Here is a 20,557-nt window from a genome sequence, read left to right on the forward strand (position 1 = left end):
CAGTGGACACCTGCGCCTGAAAAAGAACCGCACGGAAAGGAGTCATTATGAACACTATCTATTGCATCGTCTGGAACGCAGCGCGGGGCATGTGGGTTGTTGCATCGGAGTTTGCCAGGAAAGGCAAAAAAACAAAATCGAAAACACGTCGCGGTTTGGTGCTGGCTGGCATGGCAATGCTGCCGTGGAGCGCGTGGGGAGACTGTACTCCTGGTTCTATGACAAATGCTAACGAGGTTTACAACATCGTTTGCTCAGACACTACGACGCTTGGGTATACTTTAGGACGTACAACAAATTCCTCTGGTAACACTTTTATAGCCGACACCTCTAAAGTCACCGTCAACGGGACGATTATCCGCGCGAATGCGCCTGCTATTTCGTTGTACAACGGCAGTTATGGAAGAGAAACCTATTCCATTTACCAGGGCATTGGGTTGATGGATTATACGAATACCGATCTCTGGAAATATCGGGCCGATATTTTAATTTCCGAAAATGCCACCGTGCAAAACATACATTCAAATAGTAATGCCAGTTATCATGGGGCTGGCCCCAATACTATTGAAACGGCTAACGATACGCTGATTTATATTGATAAAGGTGGGAAGGTTATCTCATCCCGCGCCGCGGCAAACAGCGGTTCATCCAGTGCTGAAGCCATTAACGTAATGGGTTTTAATAACCTGATTATTAACTATGGCTCCATTTACAGCGACGGCACAAACGCAGCACTCTGGTTTGAAGATCAGTCTAAACACATGACGAATACCTCTGCACGGGAATTACCTTACTATAATCGCAGCGATACTGCGCAACCTGTCGGCTTCACGCCCGCGCAAATGGACCTGCGTAACCAAACCTATAACTACGGCTATCTGGGTATTGTTAATCCAGACTGGTTGCAGAAGAACAGTGATGGCCGCATCCTCAGCGATGCAGACGGCAATCCGTTGATTAACTGGGATAAAGTCCCGGAAGAGAACAAATCACTCATCAACGAGCAATTGACGCTGACCGATCTTGCAGGGAATCCCATCGACCTGAAACGTAAGGTCTTTGGCAGCCAGGGTGAAAACGGTGCGGAAGGGATTATTGTGGGTAACTACGGCGATATCGTTGGGTCGCTCAGCTTCGGTCAGGGAGAAGATACGCTGGAGATGTTCGCTGGCTCTAAAGTTTACGGCAATATTACAGCGGAAGGTGACAAGAACTTCCTCGGACTGCGTGGGGGAGAAGGGGAAGAAGATTCCTTTAGCGGCAGTATCACTGGCTTCCAGTATTTAACCAAGGCTGACCAGGGGACATGGGAGATCACCGGTAATATTGGCCGCTTTAAAGAGGTTAACGTTGATGAAGGGAAACTGATCCTTACCGCCGATAACTCGGATTACAACGGCATTATGTTGATTAATGCTCAAGCTAATGGTGAGGGTTCTTATTCCGTCAAGGATAAGGACAAAGACGCTATTGTTGAAGCCCACTCGTCAAGCCTGCCTAAAAACGAAACCCTGGAATCCCCCGATAAAATTAATATTTATAACAACGGTACGCTGGTCTTTAACCAGGATAAAACCGTTGATCAGAACGAATATACGGGCATTATCATCGGCGAAGGCAAGGTAGAGAAAACGGGCAATGAGATCCTGACGTTGACCGGCGACAGCAGCTATACCGGCGGCACTACCATTAGCAATGGTGACTTACAGCTGGGCAATGGATTAACCTCCGGCTCGGTAAAGAACGATATTGAAATCGTTAAGGAGACGTCCTCCTTAATCTTTAACCACAGCAATGAACAAACCTCCAGCAACGATATTTCCGGTGCTGGCGGCGTGGTTAAAGAAGGCGAAGGGGAACTTACCCTTGCCGGTACCAATACCTATGCAGGTGGAACGACGATTAATGCCGGGACGCTGGCGATTAATGCAGACAGCAAACTGGGCGTATCTTCAGGCCCGCTGACGTTTGATGGCGGTACGCTTAAGTTCCTGGATGGCTTTGAAGTCATACATTCAGACCGGGATATTACCTTGAACAACGAAGGCGGTACCATTGACACCAACGGTATCAGCTCAACGATCGGTCAGATAATGCACGGCGTTGGCGGCTTAACCAAAACCGGCCCCGGAACGCTGACGCTGACCGGTACCAATGAATACGAAGGTCTTACCACGCTGAAGGGCGGCGATCTGGCGCTGAAGGATGCAGGTTCAGTCGCCGGGGATATTAAGCTTGATAACCCTGTATCAACGTTAATTTTTAATAACACCAATAATACCGTTTTCGACGGGGCGATCTCCGGCACGGGTTTGCTGGAAAAAACCGGTACAAATACGCTGATCCTCAGCCGGAACAGTACCTGGACCGGCAACACCACGGTTAAGAACGGCATGCTTATCGTCAATGGCGACCTGTCAAAAGACGATAATGGCGATACCAGGAAAGACATGACCACCACCGTCAACCCGGGAGCCACTCTGGGCGGCAACGGCATCGTGGGCGGCAGCGTGGTGATTAAGGATGGGGCTATCCTCAGACCGGGTAGTGATAACAGTGGAAACGATGCCGTCGGTCAACTCACCATTGACGGCAAGCTGACGCTGGCGAAAACCGCGACCTCTCATTTCCAGCTTGGGGAAACGCATGCCATCGGCGGAGACTATAACGATCTGGTGGACGTCAAAGGCGACCTGCAGCTCGGCGGCACGCTGAACGTCTCCGTACCTGACGGGGGTACCTTCGGACCAGGAGTCTATCGCCTCTTTAACTATGAAGGAAAATTGCTGAATGCCGACGGCGACAATTACAACCTCGCCGTAGAGACGGGTGATAAGACACTTGTCTTCGGCTCTTTCCCGGATGACAACGCGTCCGAGCACTTCCTGCAAACCATTCTGGCCAACCAGGTAAACCTGGTGAACACCCATGGCATCAACCTGCAATTCTGGGATGGGGATGCGAACGATAAGGGACAGCACGGCACAGACTTTTTCAGCGGCAATAACGTTATCGAGGGCGGTGACGGCACCTGGACTGCGCCTGTTGAGACCGTCGGAGAGAACAAATGGACCGCCTGGGACGGCAATAAAAATGCCCCCTGGGAACAAACCGCGTTTGCGGTGTTTGCCGGTGAAAAAGGCGTAGTCACGGTTGACGGTGACGTGCGGGACGGCGGGCAATTCCAGCCGGTGAACGTGAGCGGTATGCAGTTCCTGACCGATGGCTATGAGATTAAGGGTAAAGGCGATAACGATCTCCTCCTGGCCCACTCCACCACGCTTGTGCCTTCCATTGACGGTACCACTGGCAAGAACGAGGAACAGGAGTTCTGGATCCGCGTCGGGGCCAGTGATTCCGATACCGGTATCACCGCCACCCTCAACGTGCCTCTTGTCCAGGCGGATAAGAATGTGATGATGGATCTGGTGAAAATGGACGGCGGGCGTCTGATCCTCAACGGTAAGAACGATTACAACGGCGAAACCCTTATCCGCGGTGGCACTTTACAAATCAGCGATGACGATGCGTTGGGTGATGGGAATGTGGTGATGTCCGATGGCACCACCCTTCAGGCGGGGGATGACTTTACCCTCAGCCATGAAGTGGCGCTTAACGCGGGCACCGGCACGCTGGATCTCAACAGTCACACCCTGACGATGGAAGGCGTAATCAGCGGCGCGGGTAACCTGGCAGTCAACAGCTCTACCACAGCGGCGCCCAGTACGCTCGATCTGAACCAGCAGAACACCTATTCCGGCAGCACCACCATCATCGGCAACGGCGATACGGACAACCAGGTTAACATTAATGCTAACCTGACCGGGGCGCTGGGCGGCAATACCGCCAGCCATGTCAGTGTTAATGCAGGTGCGACGCTGAACTTCACCGGCGAAGCCAGCGCCCAGGCACATGACATAGCGGTGGCGGGAAGCCAGCTTAACTTTATTGATAACGCCTCCGCAGGCACGGCGACTCTCGCGCTCAAGGATAACGCCGCTGCCACTCTGAAAGACAGCGCTTCTGCGGACAACTCAACCATCGCCGTCGATACAGCCAGCAGCCTGACGCTGACTGACAACGCCAGCGGCGGATCTGCCCACATCACCAACGGCGGCGAGATGTTTATGCAGAAGCAAGCCGCAGCGCGCGACGCAACGGTGGTCAATAACGAAAACGGCACCGTCGACGTCAGCGGCATTGAGGACGAAACCTTTATCGGGTCCCTCTCCGGCGCGGGCGACGTGCTGCTGGGTGCAGACGCAGGTAAAGCCCTGACCCTGGGCCATTTGGGCCTGGCGGACACCCTCTCCGGTATCATCTCAGGCGCGGGCAATCTCATCAAAGAGGGACTTGGCGTTCTGGATCTGCGGGGTAATAACACCTGGACCGGCACCACTCAGGTCAGCGAAGGGACACTGCTGGTGAACGGTAATCAGCAGGCGGCCACCGGTGAGATGATGGTCGCTGAGGGGGCAACGCTGGGCGGCAAAGGTACCCATGGCGGCGTCGTGACCGTCGGAAACGGCGGCATCCTCAGCCCCGGTGAAACCGTCGGCAGTATCGGCACGTTAACCCTGGGGGGTCTGGTGTTTAACGAAGGCTCGCAGCTGGATATCCAGTTCAGCAACCCGACGCCTGACTACTCGCCGGACGATCCCCGTCTGTCGAACCTCAGTTCAGATGTGGATTTTTACGCCGGCTACATCCTTGGCGATGCGTTCCAGAACGACCTGGTGCGCGTGGAGGGCGACCTGACGCTGGGCGGTAAGCTAAATATCAAACAGGAGCAGCCGCTCACCATTGCCGGGGTCTACCGGGTCATCAACTACAGCGGGGATCTGACCAATAACGGCATGGCGCTGGGCGGTAATCTCGACAACCTGGATAACTACTACCTCCAGACCTCGGTCGACCATCAGGTGAACCTGGTTTATACCAACGGCCTGACGCTGCGCTTCTGGGACGGTGAAGGCACGCGTAACCAGCTCATCGACGGCGGCAACGGCGTCTGGCAGAACGGTCTCGGCAACGACAACTGGACGGTGGACCAGAAAGACAGCAATGGACACTACGGTGCCATCAACGCCCCTTACAGCGATAACGCCTTTGCCATCTTTATGGCCGAAGGGGGCAAGGTACAGGTGGATAACAGCCTGGGCCAGGTGGGCATCAGCGGCATCCAGTTTGCCTCCGAGGGTTACCACCTCTACGGAGACGATATCGCGCTGACCGCCACCTGGCCGGGCTATACCATCGATAACGGCGTGATCACCCTGAAGGATGGCGAGATCGAGCACAGCGATGCTCCGCCTGTCGTGAACTTTACTGCCTTTGTGGTGGGCGACGGCACGGAGGATCGCTACACCGCCACCATCGACAACCTGTTAACCGGTGACAGCGGTATCGTCAAAATGGGCAACGGCACGTTAGTCCTTAACGGCGACAACGAATATACCGGTAAAACGCGCGTACACGGCGGGGCGCTGGTGATTTCCGGGGATACCAACCTGGGGCATGATGCCAGCGGCGTAACCGATGTCATCCTCAACGGCGGTACGCTGAAATATAACCCGGATCTTGCCACAAGCACGATCGATACCCTGGCCAGTATCACCGTTGAAGGGTATGGCGGCACGCTGGATACCAGCCAGCATACCCTGATGGTGCATGAAAAAGTGGTGGGTGACGGTAGCCTGACCAAGAAAGGTGAAGGCGCGGCGGTCCTGCTGGACAATGCCACCTACACCGGCGGTACGCATTTGGCGGAGGGGACCCTCCAGCTGGGTATCGGCGGTACGGCAGGGAGTTTGCGCGGGGATGTGCTTATCGATAAGGATGCCGGGCTGGTGGTTAACCGTTCCGACACGCTGACGCTGGACGGTAAACTCAGCGGCGAGGGCGCGTTGCGCCAGGTAGGTAGCGGTACCACGGTGCTGAGCGGCTCTGCCAGCTACAGCGGCGCAACGACGGTTGCAGCCGGTACCCTTCAGGCCGGGGCGGAAAACAGCTTCAGCTACGCGTCAGCGCATGCGGTAGCGCAAGGGGCGACGCTCACTACCGGCGGGATGAACCAGACCGTTGGCGGGCTGGATAACAGCGGTCTCGTCACGCTGCGCGGTGAACGGGTGGGTTCTGCGCTCACGGTGAAAGGCGACTACCACGGTGATAACGGCACCCTCCAGATTAACGCTACGCAGCAGGGCAGCAGTGGCGATGGCGTGGCGGATCGTCTGGTGATCAACGGCGGCAAGGTGACCGGTAGCACGCTGCTGGATGTGGATATCAGCGGGCTTAGCCGCCACACCCGTGGCAACGGCATTGAGGTGGTAACGGGCCTGAACGGGGCAGATACCACGGCGCAAAGCTCGAAGGATGCCTTCCGCTTAACCGCCGATTATCTCCAGGCGGGTGCCATGCAGTACCGTCTGCGCGCCGGTGACAGATACGGCGCGGGCGAGAACTGGTATCTGGTGAATAACTTCAGCGACGAAGCATCGCTCTTCTCGGGGATCAACAGCCAGATCCGCTTCGCCGACCTGGCGATGCTGGGCAACCTGCATCAGCGTGTGGGCGATGATGTGGCATACAGCGAGAACGGTGATAACCAGCGCGTGTGGGTCCGTATGATCAGCCGCATGGATAAAATCGGTCTTAATGATGCAACGGAGACCTCCACCACCAACTACTCGCTGGGGATGCAGGCCGGGGTCGATCTCTACGCCGACCCTGACTGGAAAGCGGGGCTTTATACCAGCTTCGTGGATAACAACAGCAGCGTTTATGGCTGGGGAGAAAAAGGTTACGGCCAGACCGGGGATGTGAAAGATAACGCGTTCTACGTGGGCGGTTATGCCACCTGGTTTGCGGATAACGGCTTCTATGTGGATAACGTGTTGCAGTATGGCTTCCATAATCTGCGCATCATGCCAAAAGACGCCGGTTCGCAATCCTATAACCCGGATGCCCACTCGCTGGCAGCCTCGGTGGAAGTGGGTAAACCGTTCCGTCTGGGCGAGAGCGCATGGCAGCTGGAACCGCAGGCTCAGCTGATCTACCAGTTCAGCCACGTCAGCGGCGCCAGCATGGACGGGCTGTCCAGAACCGAGATGAAGGTGAAAGATGGCAATGCGGTCACGGCGCGTATCGGGGCGCGTCTGGTAGGGGATTACGATACCCATAACGGCAAATTCCAGCCTTACGGACGTGTGAACCTGTGGCAGGGTTTTGGGGGGACGGATAAAGTGACCTTCAGCAACAGCGGCGGTAATACCACGCTCAGCTCAAGCAAACAGTTCTCCACCACCGAAGTGGCAGCCGGCATGACCTGGACCGTGCAGAAAGACTTCCAGGTCTATGCCGAAGTGGGCAGCCACTTCAGTAACAGCAGCGATAAGACCCACTATCGCACACCGGTAGAAGCCAGCCTCGGCGTTAAATTCGGCTTCTGATAATCACCACGTAAAAGGAACCTGAGCAATCAGGTTCCTTTTTTATTGGCCGGAAAAACCGACGCAATGTTATACAGCGCCCGCCTCGCTATCGCCAGGTTTGCTGAAAGCGCCGTACAGCTCAACAATATTATGAACCTGATATTTTTGGTAAATACGGGTGCGATAATAGCTCACCACTTTAGGGTCCATTCCCGTCTCTGCCGCTATCGATTTATTTTTTTCACCCGCCACGATATAGGGAAATAACTGCGCCTCTTTTTCATTCAGATGCGGATGGAGTAATTTTTGCAGGCGCGTATGTGAGACATCGAAAGGCACTTTAGTTGCGCTATAGACAAAAGAGACAATCTGCATGATGCATTTTAACGTATCGTGTTTGTCGAGCAGGCTATCGACAGCGGTAGTAAGCAGAGTCTGTTCAATCGCGTTCAGCGCTTCCTTCGATTCAACGATGATAATAATCTTCAGCTCTGGCCGGGTTCTTTTAGCTTCAAACAACAATTTCAACAGGTTAAGTTCGTAACGGCGATAATCCAGAATTAACATTTTTACCTCTGGATGTTCTTTTAATGCGCTAAAAAAAGCATCGTGAGGCACCACCAACGGTTGATGGTATTCCGCCTGTTGTGTCAGTTGTAGAGCCGTCGTTAATCCATCAATAAAAAATCCTGAAGATGAGGCAATCAGTATCACAATAATCCCTTCCTTTGTGGGATTTATCTGGTAGAGGTATTTTTGCCGCTAATTGAGCAAGGTGCAAATAGGATTAAGGGTGTTAGAAGTGCGAATTATCTTAAGTCATGAAACGGTAATTAAGATTGCGTCATTGCCGGTTTTAATATATTCACTCCAGCAACGGGGACAGGTTAAGTATGGAAGACAACAAACCCAGAGTACTTGCTGTGCGATGCCGATGAGACTGAAGTGAGCACGCCGCTTGACCGGGAAGTGAAGCAGGGAAGCCGTTACTGGCGAGGCTGTACAAACGGTAACAAAATTCCCCGGAAACGGCGCCAGACCTGGCTAATCTTAAAAAGTATTAAGCGCTTATTTGGATCCATTATTTAAGATTAGAGAAAAGACAATGCAAGTGAAGATCAACGCAAAAAGCCTCGCTAAATTCCACCTGATTCTTGCCCTTGTATGGGCGATGTTAACCATTCCCACCCTTCTGTGGTGGAAAAACAGTATCCTCTGGGTCTCCCTGATGAGTATTTATGCCATCGTGGTTTCGCATCTGGCGGCCTATAGCGCAGCCCATGCGGAAAAAGCAGCCAACAATGCCCTGAATCAAAGCGAAGAGACCAGGCAGAAGACCGACAAAATCGCCGGCGACCCTCGCCAGGCGCACTGATCGCGCCGGGGTCTTATCCGCGAAGAACCGGTCTGATTCATACGCTGTTGCAAAGCGAATGATCCGAATTTTAGATCGCCTCCGCACTGCTGGATCGGCTGTTTATTACCTTTAATAACATCAACATGCCACCCGCAGTGCCGGTTTTTCTCGACTTGTGAAATGTGATCTACCGCACATATACCTCTTCACAGACCGAAGCGAATGTCTAAGCTTAGTAGGCAACCGGATAAAACCAGACCCGAGACAACGTTAACCGGAGGTCCTGACCACCATGTTCAACCAGAATATACGCACTGTAGAGACCGTAGAGTTCGATATAGAACAAGAACTTCTCTACGAAATCGATCCCTGCGAGTTGAAACTGGATGAAATGCTCGAGGCGGAGCCGGAACCTGAAATGATTGAAGGGTTGCCCGCATCCGATGCGCTCACCCCTGCCGATCGCTACCTTGAGCTCTTTGAGCACGTGCAGTCGACGCGACTGTTTGCCGACAGCAAAACCTTTCCCGACTGCGCACCCAAGATGGATCCGCTGGATATTCTCATCCGCTACCGTAAGGTAAAACGTCATCGGGACTTCGATCTGCGCCAGTTTGTCGAAAGACACTTCTGGCTGCCGGAAGTCCTGTCGAGCGAGTATGTTTCCGATCCCTCCCTCTCGCTCAAGGAACATATCGACAACCTGTGGCCGGTGCTGACCCGCGAGCCGCAGGATCACATTCCCTGGTCCTCGCTACTGGCGCTGCCGCAGGCCTACATTGTGCCCGGCGGGCGATTCAGCGAAACCTACTACTGGGACTCCTACTTCACCATGCTGGGGCTGGCCGAAAGCGGCCGTCACGACATGCTTAAGTGCATGGCGGATAACTTTGCGTGGATGATCGAAAAGTATGGCCATATTCCCAACGGCAACCGCACCTACTATCTGAGCCGCTCCCAGCCGCCAGTATTTGCCCTGATGGTTGAGCTGTTTGAAGAGGACGGCGTGCGCGGGGCCAAGCGCTACCTGGATCACCTAAAAATGGAGTACGCCTTCTGGATGGACGGCGCGGAGTCGCTGCTGCTCAACCAGGCCTACCGCAGCGCGGTACGTATGCCGGACGGCTCTCTGCTCAACCGCTACTGGGATGACCGCGACACCCCGCGGGACGAATCCTGGATAGAGGACGTCGAGACCGCCCGCCACTCCGGTCGTCCGCCCAACGAGGTTTATCGCGATCTGCGCGCCGGGGCCGCGTCCGGCTGGGACTACTCCTCCCGCTGGCTGCGGGATCCGAGCCGGCTGGCGAGTATTCGCACCACTCAGTTTATCCCTATCGATCTCAACGCCTTCCTGTTTAAGCTGGAGAGCGCCATCGCCAATATCTCGGCCTCGAAAGGGGACAAAGAGACCGCGGAGATTTTCCACCAGAAGGCGAGCGATCGCCGCGCGGCGGTCAATCGCTATTTATGGGATGAGGAAAACGGCTGCTATCGCGATTACGACTGGCGTCGGGAGGCGCTGGCGCTGTTCTCAGCCGCCAGCATCGTGCCGCTGTACGTCGGCATGGCGACTCACGAACAGGCTGAACGCCTGTCGGATGCGGTGAAAGCCCGCCTGCTTACGCCGGGCGGTATTCTCGCTACCGAGTACGAAACCGGCGAGCAGTGGGATAAACCCAACGGCTGGGCGCCACTGCAGTGGATGGCTATCCAGGGGTTCAAGCAATACGGTAACGACTCGCTGGGGGACGAAATCGCCTGGAGCTGGCTGCAGACGGTCAACCATTTCTACAAGACGCACTACAAGCTGATTGAGAAGTACCACATCGCCAGCAGCCAGCCTCGGGAAGGTGGCGGGGGTGAGTATCCCCTGCAGGACGGGTTTGGCTGGACCAACGGCGTGGTACGCCGCCTGATTGGCCTGTACGGGGAGCCGTAGCTCCCCACGCTATCAGCGAATCACCTCATAAATTGCCGTCTGGATCGACTGCCATTTTTTGGTGCCAGCATCCGGCTGCGCCTGTGCCCGCCGCTTCGCCTGATCCATCTCGCGGCGCTGGCGCTCGACGACGGCCGGAACGGTGCAAAACGCCTGAAGATACTCCTTACGCACGCCCGTCAGGGGTTCGCCTGCGGCCATCGCATGGCCGAGGTTGGTAATAAACTGCCGACAGGGCTTCTCCTGGGTCATTTGCAGGCGATAGCGCATCAGCAAATCCAGCACCTCGCGATGGTTGGCGGAGAGCGCATGCTCGGTCCAGGAGAGTTTCCAGTCCATCCCCGCTTTCAGGAACAGCACCGCCACCCGGGTATCGTTGCGATCTATCGCCGCGCGGAAGTTATTCTCATCCCACGTGACGCCCATCCTTGTGAGCGTTTCGCGGGAGGAAGGGGTCTCGCGCATCTCTTCCGCCACCGTCTGCACGGGCTTCACGGGTGCCACGTTGCTGGCCGCCTGGGTTGGGGCGCTGCTTTCAATTAACAGCCAGGTGCCCATCATCATCATCCCCATCACCATCACCCCTACCGCGCCCCACAGCACGACCGAGATCAGATAATCACGTTGCTCCGGGGTGCGTGCAGGCCGACGGTTCGGTTTATCGATGGTGTCACGCACCTCAAAAATATCATCGCCGGTGGCGTTATTTTTTTTCCGCGCGCTCTCCCAGAAAAGATTCAACTCGTGAGTCCCCTCCGCCATCAGGCCCGCCGGATTCACGGCGCTGCGGCCCTCATTAAACGCCCGCTGCACGGGGCTGGCGATCTGGGCGTAGTAGTTGTCCAGCAGCAGGATTTGCGTGGAGGTCAGCGGCTGTTGAGCAATAATTTTATTGCGGATCAGCCGGATATCATCAAGGAAGGTCTGTAGGGTTTTACGCGGCTCCACCATCAGCGTCAGCAGGGACGGATCGCTGAACAATGTCGAGTAGGAGCGGGAGTACTCTTTTTTATCCACCAGCATCAGGGCCAGCTCGCTGAACATCATGCCGCCGAGGGCGTCGTTACGTTCACCCTGCTGCAGCCAGCCACGCACCCGATCGGCGTTGAACAGGGTTTTCAGGTGATTGTTCAGGCGCGTCGGATCCGGCCACGCCTGCATAATCAGCCCTTTAATCATCAGCTCCAGCGTGCGCACCTGCTTTTGCGCCTGCTCCTGGCGCGGGTCATCGCTGGGGCCCATCTCCGTGCTGTAGGTCAGTAGCGGCTGCTGCAGACGCAAGTGCTCAAGCGCCGTCACAAAGCGCGTCGCGGCGATCAGCTGGTTGTCGCTCACCTCCTGCCCGCTCTCATACTGCGGTACCCGCTGCTGTAACAGCCGCAGCTGCAGGGTGAACTGCGACAGCTCCGCATCGTTGAGGTTGAGCTGCTTTGCCACCCTCGCCCAGCCCCCCAGCGCCAGCCTGGCGGAATCGAGCTGCTCAAGGAACCAACGGGGATCTTTGCCTTCGGCAACATGCACCTTTAACAGGAGCAGGATCTCCACGGAGGCCTGACGAATAATTCCCAGACAGCGTTCAAACTGCTCGCGGATCACGTGCGATTTACTGAGGGTCATCATTTTCCTTTAAATGCTGCACACTTATGCAGAGGCAGCTGTCGGGGAGCGGTCTTATTTTTAAGTGGTTCTACCAGATTAAACATACCCGATAATGGGTACTATTTCAGTGATAATGTTAAAATCATTTACAAAAGTTCCCGGAGACCTGGCATGCCCGTGTTGCACACCCCGCGTTTAACCTGCTCCCCATTGCAGGAAGCAGACTGGCCCTTTTTTCTTTCGCTGCAACAGCATCCTGATGTGATGCGCTACGTGGCCGAAGCCCGCCCGGAGGAAGCTATCCGCGAGGCCTTTACCGCGCGTCTGCCGGCCTGGGTCCCGGGCAGTGACCACTGGCTGTGCCTGGTGGTGCGCGATAATGTCAGCCAGCTGGCGCTCGGGGTCACCGGGTATATTCATCATGATGATGATTGCGCCGAAGTGGGATTCCTGTTTGCCCCCGAGGCGCAGGGAAAAGGCTACGGCTTTGAGTCGTTACAGGCGCTGTGCGATTACGCCTTCGGCCAGGGGAGCATTCGCCGCTTAACCGCCACGGTGACGGCGGGCAATGTGGCCTCGAAACGCCTGCTGGAGAAAGTGGGATTTGTGCTGGAGGGAGAACTGCGCGAAAGCTACTGGCTGGCAGGTGAGTGGCACAACGACTGGCTGTTTGGGCTGTTAAAGAAAGCGTACCGCTAAGCATGCGCGGGGATCCCTCCCCGCTCGCGCGTTACAGGAACATGCCCCCGGAAACTTCAATCCGCTGCGCGTTCATCCAGCCCAGCTCATCGCTCAGCAGGGCTGCAATCGCATCACCTATGTCGTCCGGCAATCCAACGCGCCCCAGTGCCGTCTGCGAGGCAATGTGCTGATTAAGCTCCTTGTTATCACGCACGCGCCCGCCGCCGAAGTCGGTTTCAATGGCACCTGGGGCAATAATATTGGCGGTGATCCCACGCGCCCCCAGCTCTTTTGCCTGGTAGCGAGTGAGGACTTCCATCGCCCCTTTCATCGCCGCGTAGGTGCTGGAGCCCGGCAGGGCAAAACGCGCCAGGCCCGAGGAGACATTCAGGATCCGCCCGCCGTTTTTTATCAGCGGTAACAGGCGCTGGGTCAGGAAGAAGGGCCCTTTGAAATGAATGTTCATCGCCTCATCAAATTGCGCTTCGGTGGTCTCCGCATAGGGGGCGTATAAACCCACGCCCGCGTTGTTCAACAAATAATCGAAGGTGTTACGCTGCCATACTCTGTGCAGTGTCTCTTCAACCTGTCCGGCAAAAGCCTCAAAGCTGGCAATATCGCCGACGTTTAACTGCAATGCCGCCGCTTTTACCCCTTTTAGCTCAATTTCGCGTACGACATCGAGCGCTTCCTGCTGGCTGCGGTTCCAGGTCAGGAGGACCCCGACACCTTTCTCTGCCAGCTTAAGCGCCGCGTTTTTACCGAGCCCGCGGCTGCCGCCAGTCACTAATACAATACGTTCACTCATAAGAAACCTCGTTTCGGCTGTGGTGGTGATTGAGAAAGAGCTTATTAGATGCTAGAAGATCAATAAATATGGCTAACAACGCTTCACTGTTTCATAGCCAACAACAATGAGTGCACCCTATGGATAAAATTCAGGCAATGCAGTTATTCATTCGCGTCGCGGAACTGGAGAGTTTTTCCCGCGCCGCAGACTCAATGGGCCTTCCTAAAGGTAGCGTATCCCGCCTGATCCAGGCTCTGGAGAACGGGCTTGGCACCCAGTTACTGCACCGCACCACGCGGCGCGTCAGCCTGACCCAGGACGGGATGGTTTATTACGAACGGGCCAAAGATCTGCTGGCCAACATGGAAGAACTGGATGGTCTTTTTTTGCACGACCCTGCCAGCGTCAGCGGACGATTGCGCGTGGATATGCCCGCCAGCATTGCGCGAAATTTAGTCATCCCCCGACTGCCGCTTTTTTTACAGCAGTATCCCGGCATTGAACTGGAGCTGAGCAGCAGCGACCGGCTGGTGGATGTGATCCGGGAAGGGTTTGACTGCGTGGTCCGCGTCGGCCCCCTGAAGGATTCCGGTTTAATCGCTCGCCCGCTCGGCAAGCTGTCGGTGATCAACTGCGCCAGCCCGGATTATCTGTCGCGTTTTGGCTACCCCGACGGGCTGGAGGATTTAGCCTCTCATGCCGTGGTGCACTACGCGACGCACCTCGGCACCCGGCCACAGGGGTTCGAATATTACGACGGCGAGTCGAGCCACTGGATCAAGACCGGCGGCGTGCTGACGGTCAACAGCACCGAGACGTACAACGCCTCCGCACGCGCCGGGCTGGGGATAATTCAGGCGCCGCGGGTAGGGGTGCGTGACGCGCTGCGCGCCAAAAAGCTGCTGGAGATCCTGCCGCAGTACCGCGCCAGACCGATGCCGGTATCGCTCATCTACCCCCACCGCCGCAACCTCTCCCGGCGGGTGCATCTGTTTATGGCCTGGCTTACGGAAATCATGAAAGCGTACGTTGACTGAGGGCAGGCTATAATTTCAGAGACCTCCCGCTAACAATAAGGAAAACGTGACTGATGCCGGATAGCAACGCGCAACGTCCCACACAGGATCTGGATTTCGATCCGATTAAAAAACTGGAAACCCGTCCGCCTGAGGCGCCGCCGGAGCCAAAAATCACCGCCGTGCGCAAAACGGGCAGCCTGCTGGATAAGGCGAAGGATGTCATCCAGCTGTTGCAGCAGCGTCCGATGATTGCCCACCTGCTGCGCGCCACCGAGCGGTTTAACGATCGGCTGGGCAATCAGTTTGGCGCGGCGATCACCTATTTTTCATTCTTATCGATGATCCCCATCCTGATGCTCTCCTTTGCCGCAGCGGGTTTCATTCTGGTGTCGCACCCGACCCTGCTGCAGGATATCTTCGGCAAAATTCTGCTCAACGTCAGCGATCCGACGCTGGCGGCCACCCTGAAAAACACCATCAGTACCGCCGTACAGCAGCGTACCACCGTGGGGATTGTCGGGCTGTTAGTGGCGCTCTACTCCGGCATTAACTGGATGGGCAACCTGCGGGAAGCGATCCGCGCCCAGTCCCGTGACGTCTGGGAGCGTAAAGCGCAGGATGAGGAGAAAATCTGGATCAAGTATTTCCGCGACTTCATCTCGCTGATTGGCCTGCTGGTGGCGCTGATTATCACCCTCTCCATTACGTCTGCGGCAGGCGCAGCGCAGCAGATGATTATCTCCGCGCTCTATCTGGATACCATCGAGTGGCTGAAACCGGTCTGGCATCTGGTGGGGCTGGCAATTTCGATGCTGGCGAACTATCTGCTGTTTTTCTGGATCTTCTGGCGTCTGCCGCGACACCGGCCACGGCGCAAGGCGCTGATCCGCGGCACCTTCATCGCCGCGATTGGTTTTGAGGTCATCAAAATCGTGATGACCTATACTCTGCCCTCGCTGGTGACCTCTCCGTCCGGGGCGGCATTCGGCTCGGTGCTGGGGCTGCTGGCCTTCTTCTACTTCTTCGCCAGACTGACGCTGTTCTGCGCGGCATGGATAGCCACCGCCGAGTACCCGGATGACCGACGAATGCCGGGCAAATCACACCGTTAAATACCTTATCGGGCTGAATATGAATGCAATATTTCAGCCCGATTCATCATTTCAGCATATAAATCCAGCCTGTAACTTTTATTTAACCGAAAACCAGTTTTATCCTCTAAGTATTAATTTCTGTGAAGCATTTCATAGATGTGAATTTCCCGGCCTGAAAATTATTCACTTTTTGCTGGCTTTTTCGCCATCCGCTGCGTTTGTTACAGATTGAAATGTCGCTTTTGCTGTGCGTAATATGGCCTTTCGTTCGCCAAAAATAAGAAAAGTTTATGCAAGCCACAGCCCCAACATTCAATTCAGAGCAGGAAAACGTCCCGGTTAACTCGCGCAATAAAGTCGTCGTCGCATCGCTGATTGGCACCGCCATCGAATTCTTCGACTTCTATATTTACGCGACCGCTGCGGTCATCGTTTTTCCGCATATCTTCTTCCCGCAGGGCGACCCGACGGCGGCCACGCTGCAGTCGCTGGCGACCTTCGCCATCGCCTTTATCGCGCGTCCTATTGGTTCGGCGCTGTTCGGCCACTTCGGCGATCGCGTCGGGCGTAAGGTAACGCTGGTCGCCTCGCTGCTGACCATGGGGATCTCCACCGTTGCCATCGGCCTGCTGCCGACCTACGAGACTATCGGTATTCTGGCTCCGCTGCTGCTGGCGCTGGCCCGTTTTGGTCAAGGTCTGGGTCTGGGCGGTGAATGGGGCGGTGCGGCGCTGCTGGCCACCGAGAATGCTCCACCGCGCAAGCGTGCGCTGTATGGCTCCTTCCCACAGCTGGGCGCGCCGATTGGCTTCTTCTTTGCCAACGGCACCTTCCTGCTGCTCTCCTGGCTGCTGACCGACGAGCAGTTCATGTCCTGGGGCTGGCGTATTCCGTTTATCTTCTCAGCGGTGCTGGTGCTGATCGGCCTGTATGTGCGCGTCTCCCTGCACGAGACTCCGGTGTTCGCCAAAGTGGCCGCCGCAAAGAAACAGGTAAAAATTCCGCTCGGTACCCTGCTGACCAAGCACGTTCGCGTGACGGTGCTCGGCACCTTCATCATGCTGGCGACCTATACGCTGTTTTACATCATGACCGTCTACTCCATGACCTTTAGTACCACCGCTGCGCCTGTGGGTCTGGGTCTGCCGCGTAACGAAGTGCTGTGGATGCTGATGATGGCGGTGATTGGTTTTGGCGTGATGGTGCCGATTGCAGGACTGCTGGCCGACCGCTTTGGTCGTCGCCCGAGCATGATTGTTATCACCTCGCTGATCATTCTGTTTGCGCTGTTCGTCTTCCCGCCGCTGCTGGGCTCCGGTAACCCGGCGCTGGTGATGGCTTATCTGCTGATTGGTTTGAGCCTGATGGGGCTGACGTTTGGTCCGATGGGCGCGCTGCTGCCAGAGCTGTTCCCGACCGAAGTGCGTTATACCGGAGCCTCATTCTCCTATAACGTCTCCTCGATTCTGGGTGCCTCTGTTGCGCCGTATATCGCTACCTGGCTGCAGGCGAATTACGGTCTGGCGTATGTCGGATTCTATCTGGCGGCAATGGCGGCGCTGACGCTGATTGCTCTGCTGCTGACCCACGAGACCCGCCATCAGTCACTGTGATTCAAAATGCCCTCTCCCACAGGGAGAGGGTGAATAACGCATCGGCCCGGCAAGCAACGCGCCGCCGGGCACCCCTCCGAACTATTTCTTCATCTGCGACAGGATCACCTGACACTGATTGGCCTGCCCCTCTGACGGTGAGATCAGCGCCAGCAGCGCTGCCGCAGGGGTCACCAGCGTGGCCAACGCTGCCGCCACCGCACCGCGCGCAATCAACGGACCTGGTTTCACCCCGGCCTGTGGATTTTTAAATGAACCGCGAACATACAGCGGCGAGCGCAGGGTGATAATGCGGATGCCCTTACTTTCCGGGTCGACAGTCAAATCCAGCTGCTCCGAGGCCATGCTGGCCGTACCGGTAATGTTGACCACCGCATTCTCAGTATCAAAGGCAAAGATCTGCGGACGCGCAACGCCGTTCACCAGATCGATATTGGCCGCCGCACAGTTGACCCTCACCTCATCGTCACCAAAAATCTGGCCAATCAGGAAGTTGCCGACGTTCAGCCCCAGAATCTCCATCAGGTTGCGGCTGATCAGCCCGTCGTTCATCAGCAGCTTGAGGTTGCCGTTACCGTTGCCCAGCAGGGCCGCCACGGAGTTACCCGTCCCGCGGATGGTCGCGTCGCCGTTCATCTCGCCGAGGGTTTTCTGCATCAGCTCCACATCGGGCATCAGCTGTTTGAGCTTCAGCCGTCGGGCCTGGATCTCCGCCTGACCGCGCATCGGTTTCTTGTCCCCTTCCAGCTTAATGTTGGCCGAGATGGTCCCGCCCGCCATGCCAAATTTCAGCGGCTTCAGCTGCAGGTCGGCATTTTTAAGAATGATATGGGTCGAGAGATCGCTGAGCGGCAGGCTGCTGCCATGCTCGATTCGGCGCCCCTTGAAGCGCACGTCGGCATCCATCACATCCCATTTGTCGGTTTCGAAACGGTCGTTAGGCAGCACTTTCCCGGACGGCGGAGCCTCCTTTCTCACCTTCTGCGCTTTGGTGCCTTTACCGGAATCGACGCCAATCAGCGGCCCCAGATCGGCGAGGCGCAGCTGGCGAGACTCCATGTCGCCTTCCAGCTTCGGCCGCGGCTTGCCGGTGGTGTAGGTCAGCGAGCCATGAATATCGCTATCACCGATTCGACCGTTGAAGTCACGATAATCATAAACAGACGATTTTTCTGGGTCGATTTTTGCCACCAGATGACCATCGGTCTCAAACGGTGGGGTATCCGGGAGCAGTACCCCGGTCAGATCGTACAGCTCACCCAGCGAATCCCCGGAGAACTTGAGGCGCAGATCGACGCCGCCCATCTTCATGGGATCGCTCACCGTGCCGACAAAGGCCACCCGGGTATTACCGGAGCGGAAATCGGCCTGCACCGGGAACGGCGTGCCTTCGCCGCGCAGCGCCAGCATGCCGCCAATTTTTCCTGTCCCTTTCAGAGGCTGTTCGTTGTAACGCCCCTCGGCTTTCAGGCCAAAGACGTAATCGCCAGGCTTATCTTTCCCGTCTTTCCCTTTGGTGCCGGTGACTTCGCTGAAAGGCAGCGCTTTACCCAGCGGATCGACAAAGATCTCAAGATTGGCTTTGCTCACCGCATCGTCAATGGCGACCCGCCCGCGATCGAACAGAATGTTGTCGAGACGGAACGACCAGGACGAGGGTTTGGCTGCGGCCTCTTTGTCTTTGCTATCGGCGAAATCAAAGGTCCAGTTGTTGGTCTTCTCCGACAGGCGGATCAGCCGGGCATCGGGTTTCTGGAGTTTGATCCACGGCAGATAGACCGTTTTGGTCAGCAGCGCCAGCGGCGCCAGCGTGGCTTCGACGCGCGGCAGATGCACCATGGTGATTTCGGGAATATCGGGCGGATTGCCGAGCACAACGTCATCGGCATGCACGTGTGGCCACGGGATCCAGCTGCGCCAGCCCGTTTCGTCTTTCTGACGCTCCCATACGACGCCCAGGTCGCCGCGAATGGCGAATGGACGGTTGAGTTCAGTCGAGACTTTCTGGTTGATGGTCGGTTTGAGGCGGTTCCAGTCAAATGTCGCGATCACGACAATGAGCACCACAATCAGCAACAAGAAGACCCCCCCGGACCAGGTGATAATCTTCGCTGTTTTTGTCATCCCATAATTCCTTTTTTACCTTGCCAGTCATGAATATAGTTCAGACATGGAAAAAAGGAGCGGCAGCGTCCGGTAATAACGCGTTAACCACGCGCTATTATGGGAAGCAGCCGGGGTTAAAGAGTGACGATAACGTTCTCGAGCGTTTCCATCGGCACCGGGCGGGAGAGGAAATAGCCCTGCGCCGCAGCGGCAGGCGAGTTTTGCACATCGCGCCACTCTTCCAGGGTCTCAACGCCTTCGACGATCACCCCCTGACAGTAGCGATTCATCAGCTGCAGCAGCAGAGTGAACAGGTTGCGGCCTTCCGGGGTCTGACGCAGCATGATAAACAGGTCCCGCGCCACTTTGATGTAGTCGTAACGTACTTCGCTCAGGGCGGAGAAGTTCGCCATGCCGGTGCCAAAATCGTCCAGCCACAGCGGGCCAAATTCGCACATGGTGGCAAACGAGGAGTCGTGCGGCAGACGCACGTGCTCCACCAGCTCAAAGCGCAGCCACGGCAGATGTTGGATCAGCTTCTGCAGGCTCTCATCCTGACGCACCGCCAGCAGGGTTGGCCCATCGACGTTGACCGAGGCCAGAATGCCGTTGTCGGCAAAGAAGTCCTTTTTGGCCGTCAGCATGCTGAGCTGCTCTTCAAGAATATCCAGACGGTGGCGCACGGGCAGTTCCGCAAAATAGCGATCCGGGGCGATGCGCTGTGCCGGGTTTGACGGATGCGTCACGACGGTCAGGATCTCGATCGCCATCAATTTACCGTCGGTGCGGTAAATGGGCTGATAAGTATAAGCGCGCTCACATTGCAGCCAGTAGCGATGTTCCTGCAAGTTCTCAATACTTGCCTCAGGGATGCTCAGCAGCTGGATGTCCTGCCTTAACTTCATTTCAGATATCCTGTTGAA

General features: G+C 56.2%; 12 protein-coding genes and 1 pseudogene. 8 read left to right on the forward strand and 5 right to left on the reverse strand.

What is annotated here, in order from left to right; translation table 11 throughout:
* Positions 1-47: 47 nt before the first annotated feature.
* Positions 48-176 (forward strand): annotated as a pseudogene (locus V7Q49_RS23555) (ESPR domain-containing protein); the annotation flags it as partial.
* Positions 177-671: 495 nt separating this feature from the next.
* The gene (locus V7Q49_RS15150; RefSeq protein WP_333853213.1) at positions 672-7,451 is read left to right on the forward strand and encodes an autotransporter-associated beta strand repeat-containing protein; all 6,780 of its coding nucleotides are present in this window, start codon (positions 672-674) and stop codon (positions 7,449-7,451) included.
* 69 nt (positions 7,452-7,520) lie between these two features.
* Here V7Q49_RS15150 and V7Q49_RS15155 read toward each other — a convergent pair whose 3' ends face one another.
* On the reverse strand, positions 7,521-8,147 hold the full coding sequence (locus V7Q49_RS15155) for a helix-turn-helix transcriptional regulator (protein ID WP_333853215.1): 627 nt from the start codon (positions 8,145-8,147) through the stop codon (positions 7,521-7,523).
* A gap of 391 nt (positions 8,148-8,538) precedes the next feature.
* Here V7Q49_RS15155 and V7Q49_RS15160 point away from each other — a divergent pair, with 391 nt between their 5' ends.
* Complete coding sequence (locus tag V7Q49_RS15160) at positions 8,539-8,808, forward strand: monooxygenase (RefSeq protein WP_333853217.1); 270 nt, start codon at positions 8,539-8,541, stop codon at positions 8,806-8,808.
* A gap of 274 nt (positions 8,809-9,082) precedes the next feature.
* Complete coding sequence (locus V7Q49_RS15165) at positions 9,083-10,732, forward strand: alpha,alpha-trehalase (RefSeq protein ID WP_333853219.1); 1,650 nt, start codon at positions 9,083-9,085, stop codon at positions 10,730-10,732.
* 12 nt (positions 10,733-10,744) lie between these two features.
* On the opposite strand, the gene V7Q49_RS15170 is transcribed toward V7Q49_RS15165, so the two are convergent.
* On the reverse strand, positions 10,745-12,349 hold the full coding sequence (locus V7Q49_RS15170) for an STY4199 family HEPN domain-containing protein (protein ID WP_333853221.1): 1,605 nt from the start codon (positions 12,347-12,349) through the stop codon (positions 10,745-10,747).
* Positions 12,350-12,502: 153 nt separating this feature from the next.
* On the opposite strand from V7Q49_RS15170, the gene V7Q49_RS15175 reads away from it, so the two are divergent.
* Positions 12,503-13,030: a GNAT family N-acetyltransferase gene (locus tag V7Q49_RS15175; RefSeq protein WP_333853223.1), complete on the forward strand. Its 528-nt coding sequence runs from the start codon at positions 12,503-12,505 to the stop codon at positions 13,028-13,030.
* A gap of 31 nt (positions 13,031-13,061) precedes the next feature.
* On the opposite strand, the gene V7Q49_RS15180 is transcribed toward V7Q49_RS15175, so the two are convergent.
* Positions 13,062-13,820 carry an SDR family NAD(P)-dependent oxidoreductase gene (locus tag V7Q49_RS15180; RefSeq protein WP_333853225.1) on the reverse strand — a complete coding sequence of 253 codons (759 nt, stop codon included), beginning with the start codon at positions 13,818-13,820 and terminating at the stop codon, positions 13,062-13,064.
* Positions 13,821-13,939: 119 nt separating this feature from the next.
* Between V7Q49_RS15180 and V7Q49_RS15185 the strand changes: the two genes are divergently transcribed.
* From V7Q49_RS15185 to V7Q49_RS15195, 3 genes are all read left to right on the forward strand, one after another.
* Positions 13,940-14,839 carry a LysR family transcriptional regulator gene (locus tag V7Q49_RS15185; protein WP_333853227.1) on the forward strand — a complete coding sequence of 300 codons (900 nt, stop codon included), beginning with the start codon at positions 13,940-13,942 and terminating at the stop codon, positions 14,837-14,839.
* Between the two features lie 53 nt (positions 14,840-14,892).
* Positions 14,893-15,933, forward strand: a complete 1,041-nt coding sequence (gene yhjD, locus V7Q49_RS15190) for an inner membrane protein YhjD (RefSeq protein ID WP_442913070.1) — start codon at positions 14,893-14,895, stop codon at positions 15,931-15,933.
* Positions 15,934-16,205: 272 nt separating this feature from the next.
* Positions 16,206-17,528 (forward strand): MFS transporter, encoded by a 1,323-nt coding sequence (locus tag V7Q49_RS15195; RefSeq protein ID WP_333853229.1) that lies wholly within the window; start codon positions 16,206-16,208, stop codon positions 17,526-17,528.
* 81 nt (positions 17,529-17,609) lie between these two features.
* Here the strand turns inward: V7Q49_RS15195 and V7Q49_RS15200 are convergent, their stop codons facing one another.
* Together V7Q49_RS15200 and pdeH are read right to left on the reverse strand one after the other, a co-directional pair.
* Positions 17,610-19,652: an AsmA family protein gene (locus tag V7Q49_RS15200; protein WP_333853231.1), complete on the reverse strand. Its 2,043-nt coding sequence runs from the start codon at positions 19,650-19,652 to the stop codon at positions 17,610-17,612.
* A 116-nt stretch (positions 19,653-19,768) separates the two neighbouring features.
* Positions 19,769-20,539 carry a cyclic-guanylate-specific phosphodiesterase gene (gene pdeH / locus V7Q49_RS15205; RefSeq protein WP_333853233.1) on the reverse strand — a complete coding sequence of 257 codons (771 nt, stop codon included), beginning with the start codon at positions 20,537-20,539 and terminating at the stop codon, positions 19,769-19,771.
* Positions 20,540-20,557 lie beyond the last annotated feature (18 nt).

The sequence above is a fragment of the Leclercia sp. genome (assembly GCF_036780805.1).
Lineage (GTDB): Bacteria > Pseudomonadota > Gammaproteobacteria > Enterobacterales > Enterobacteriaceae > Enterobacter.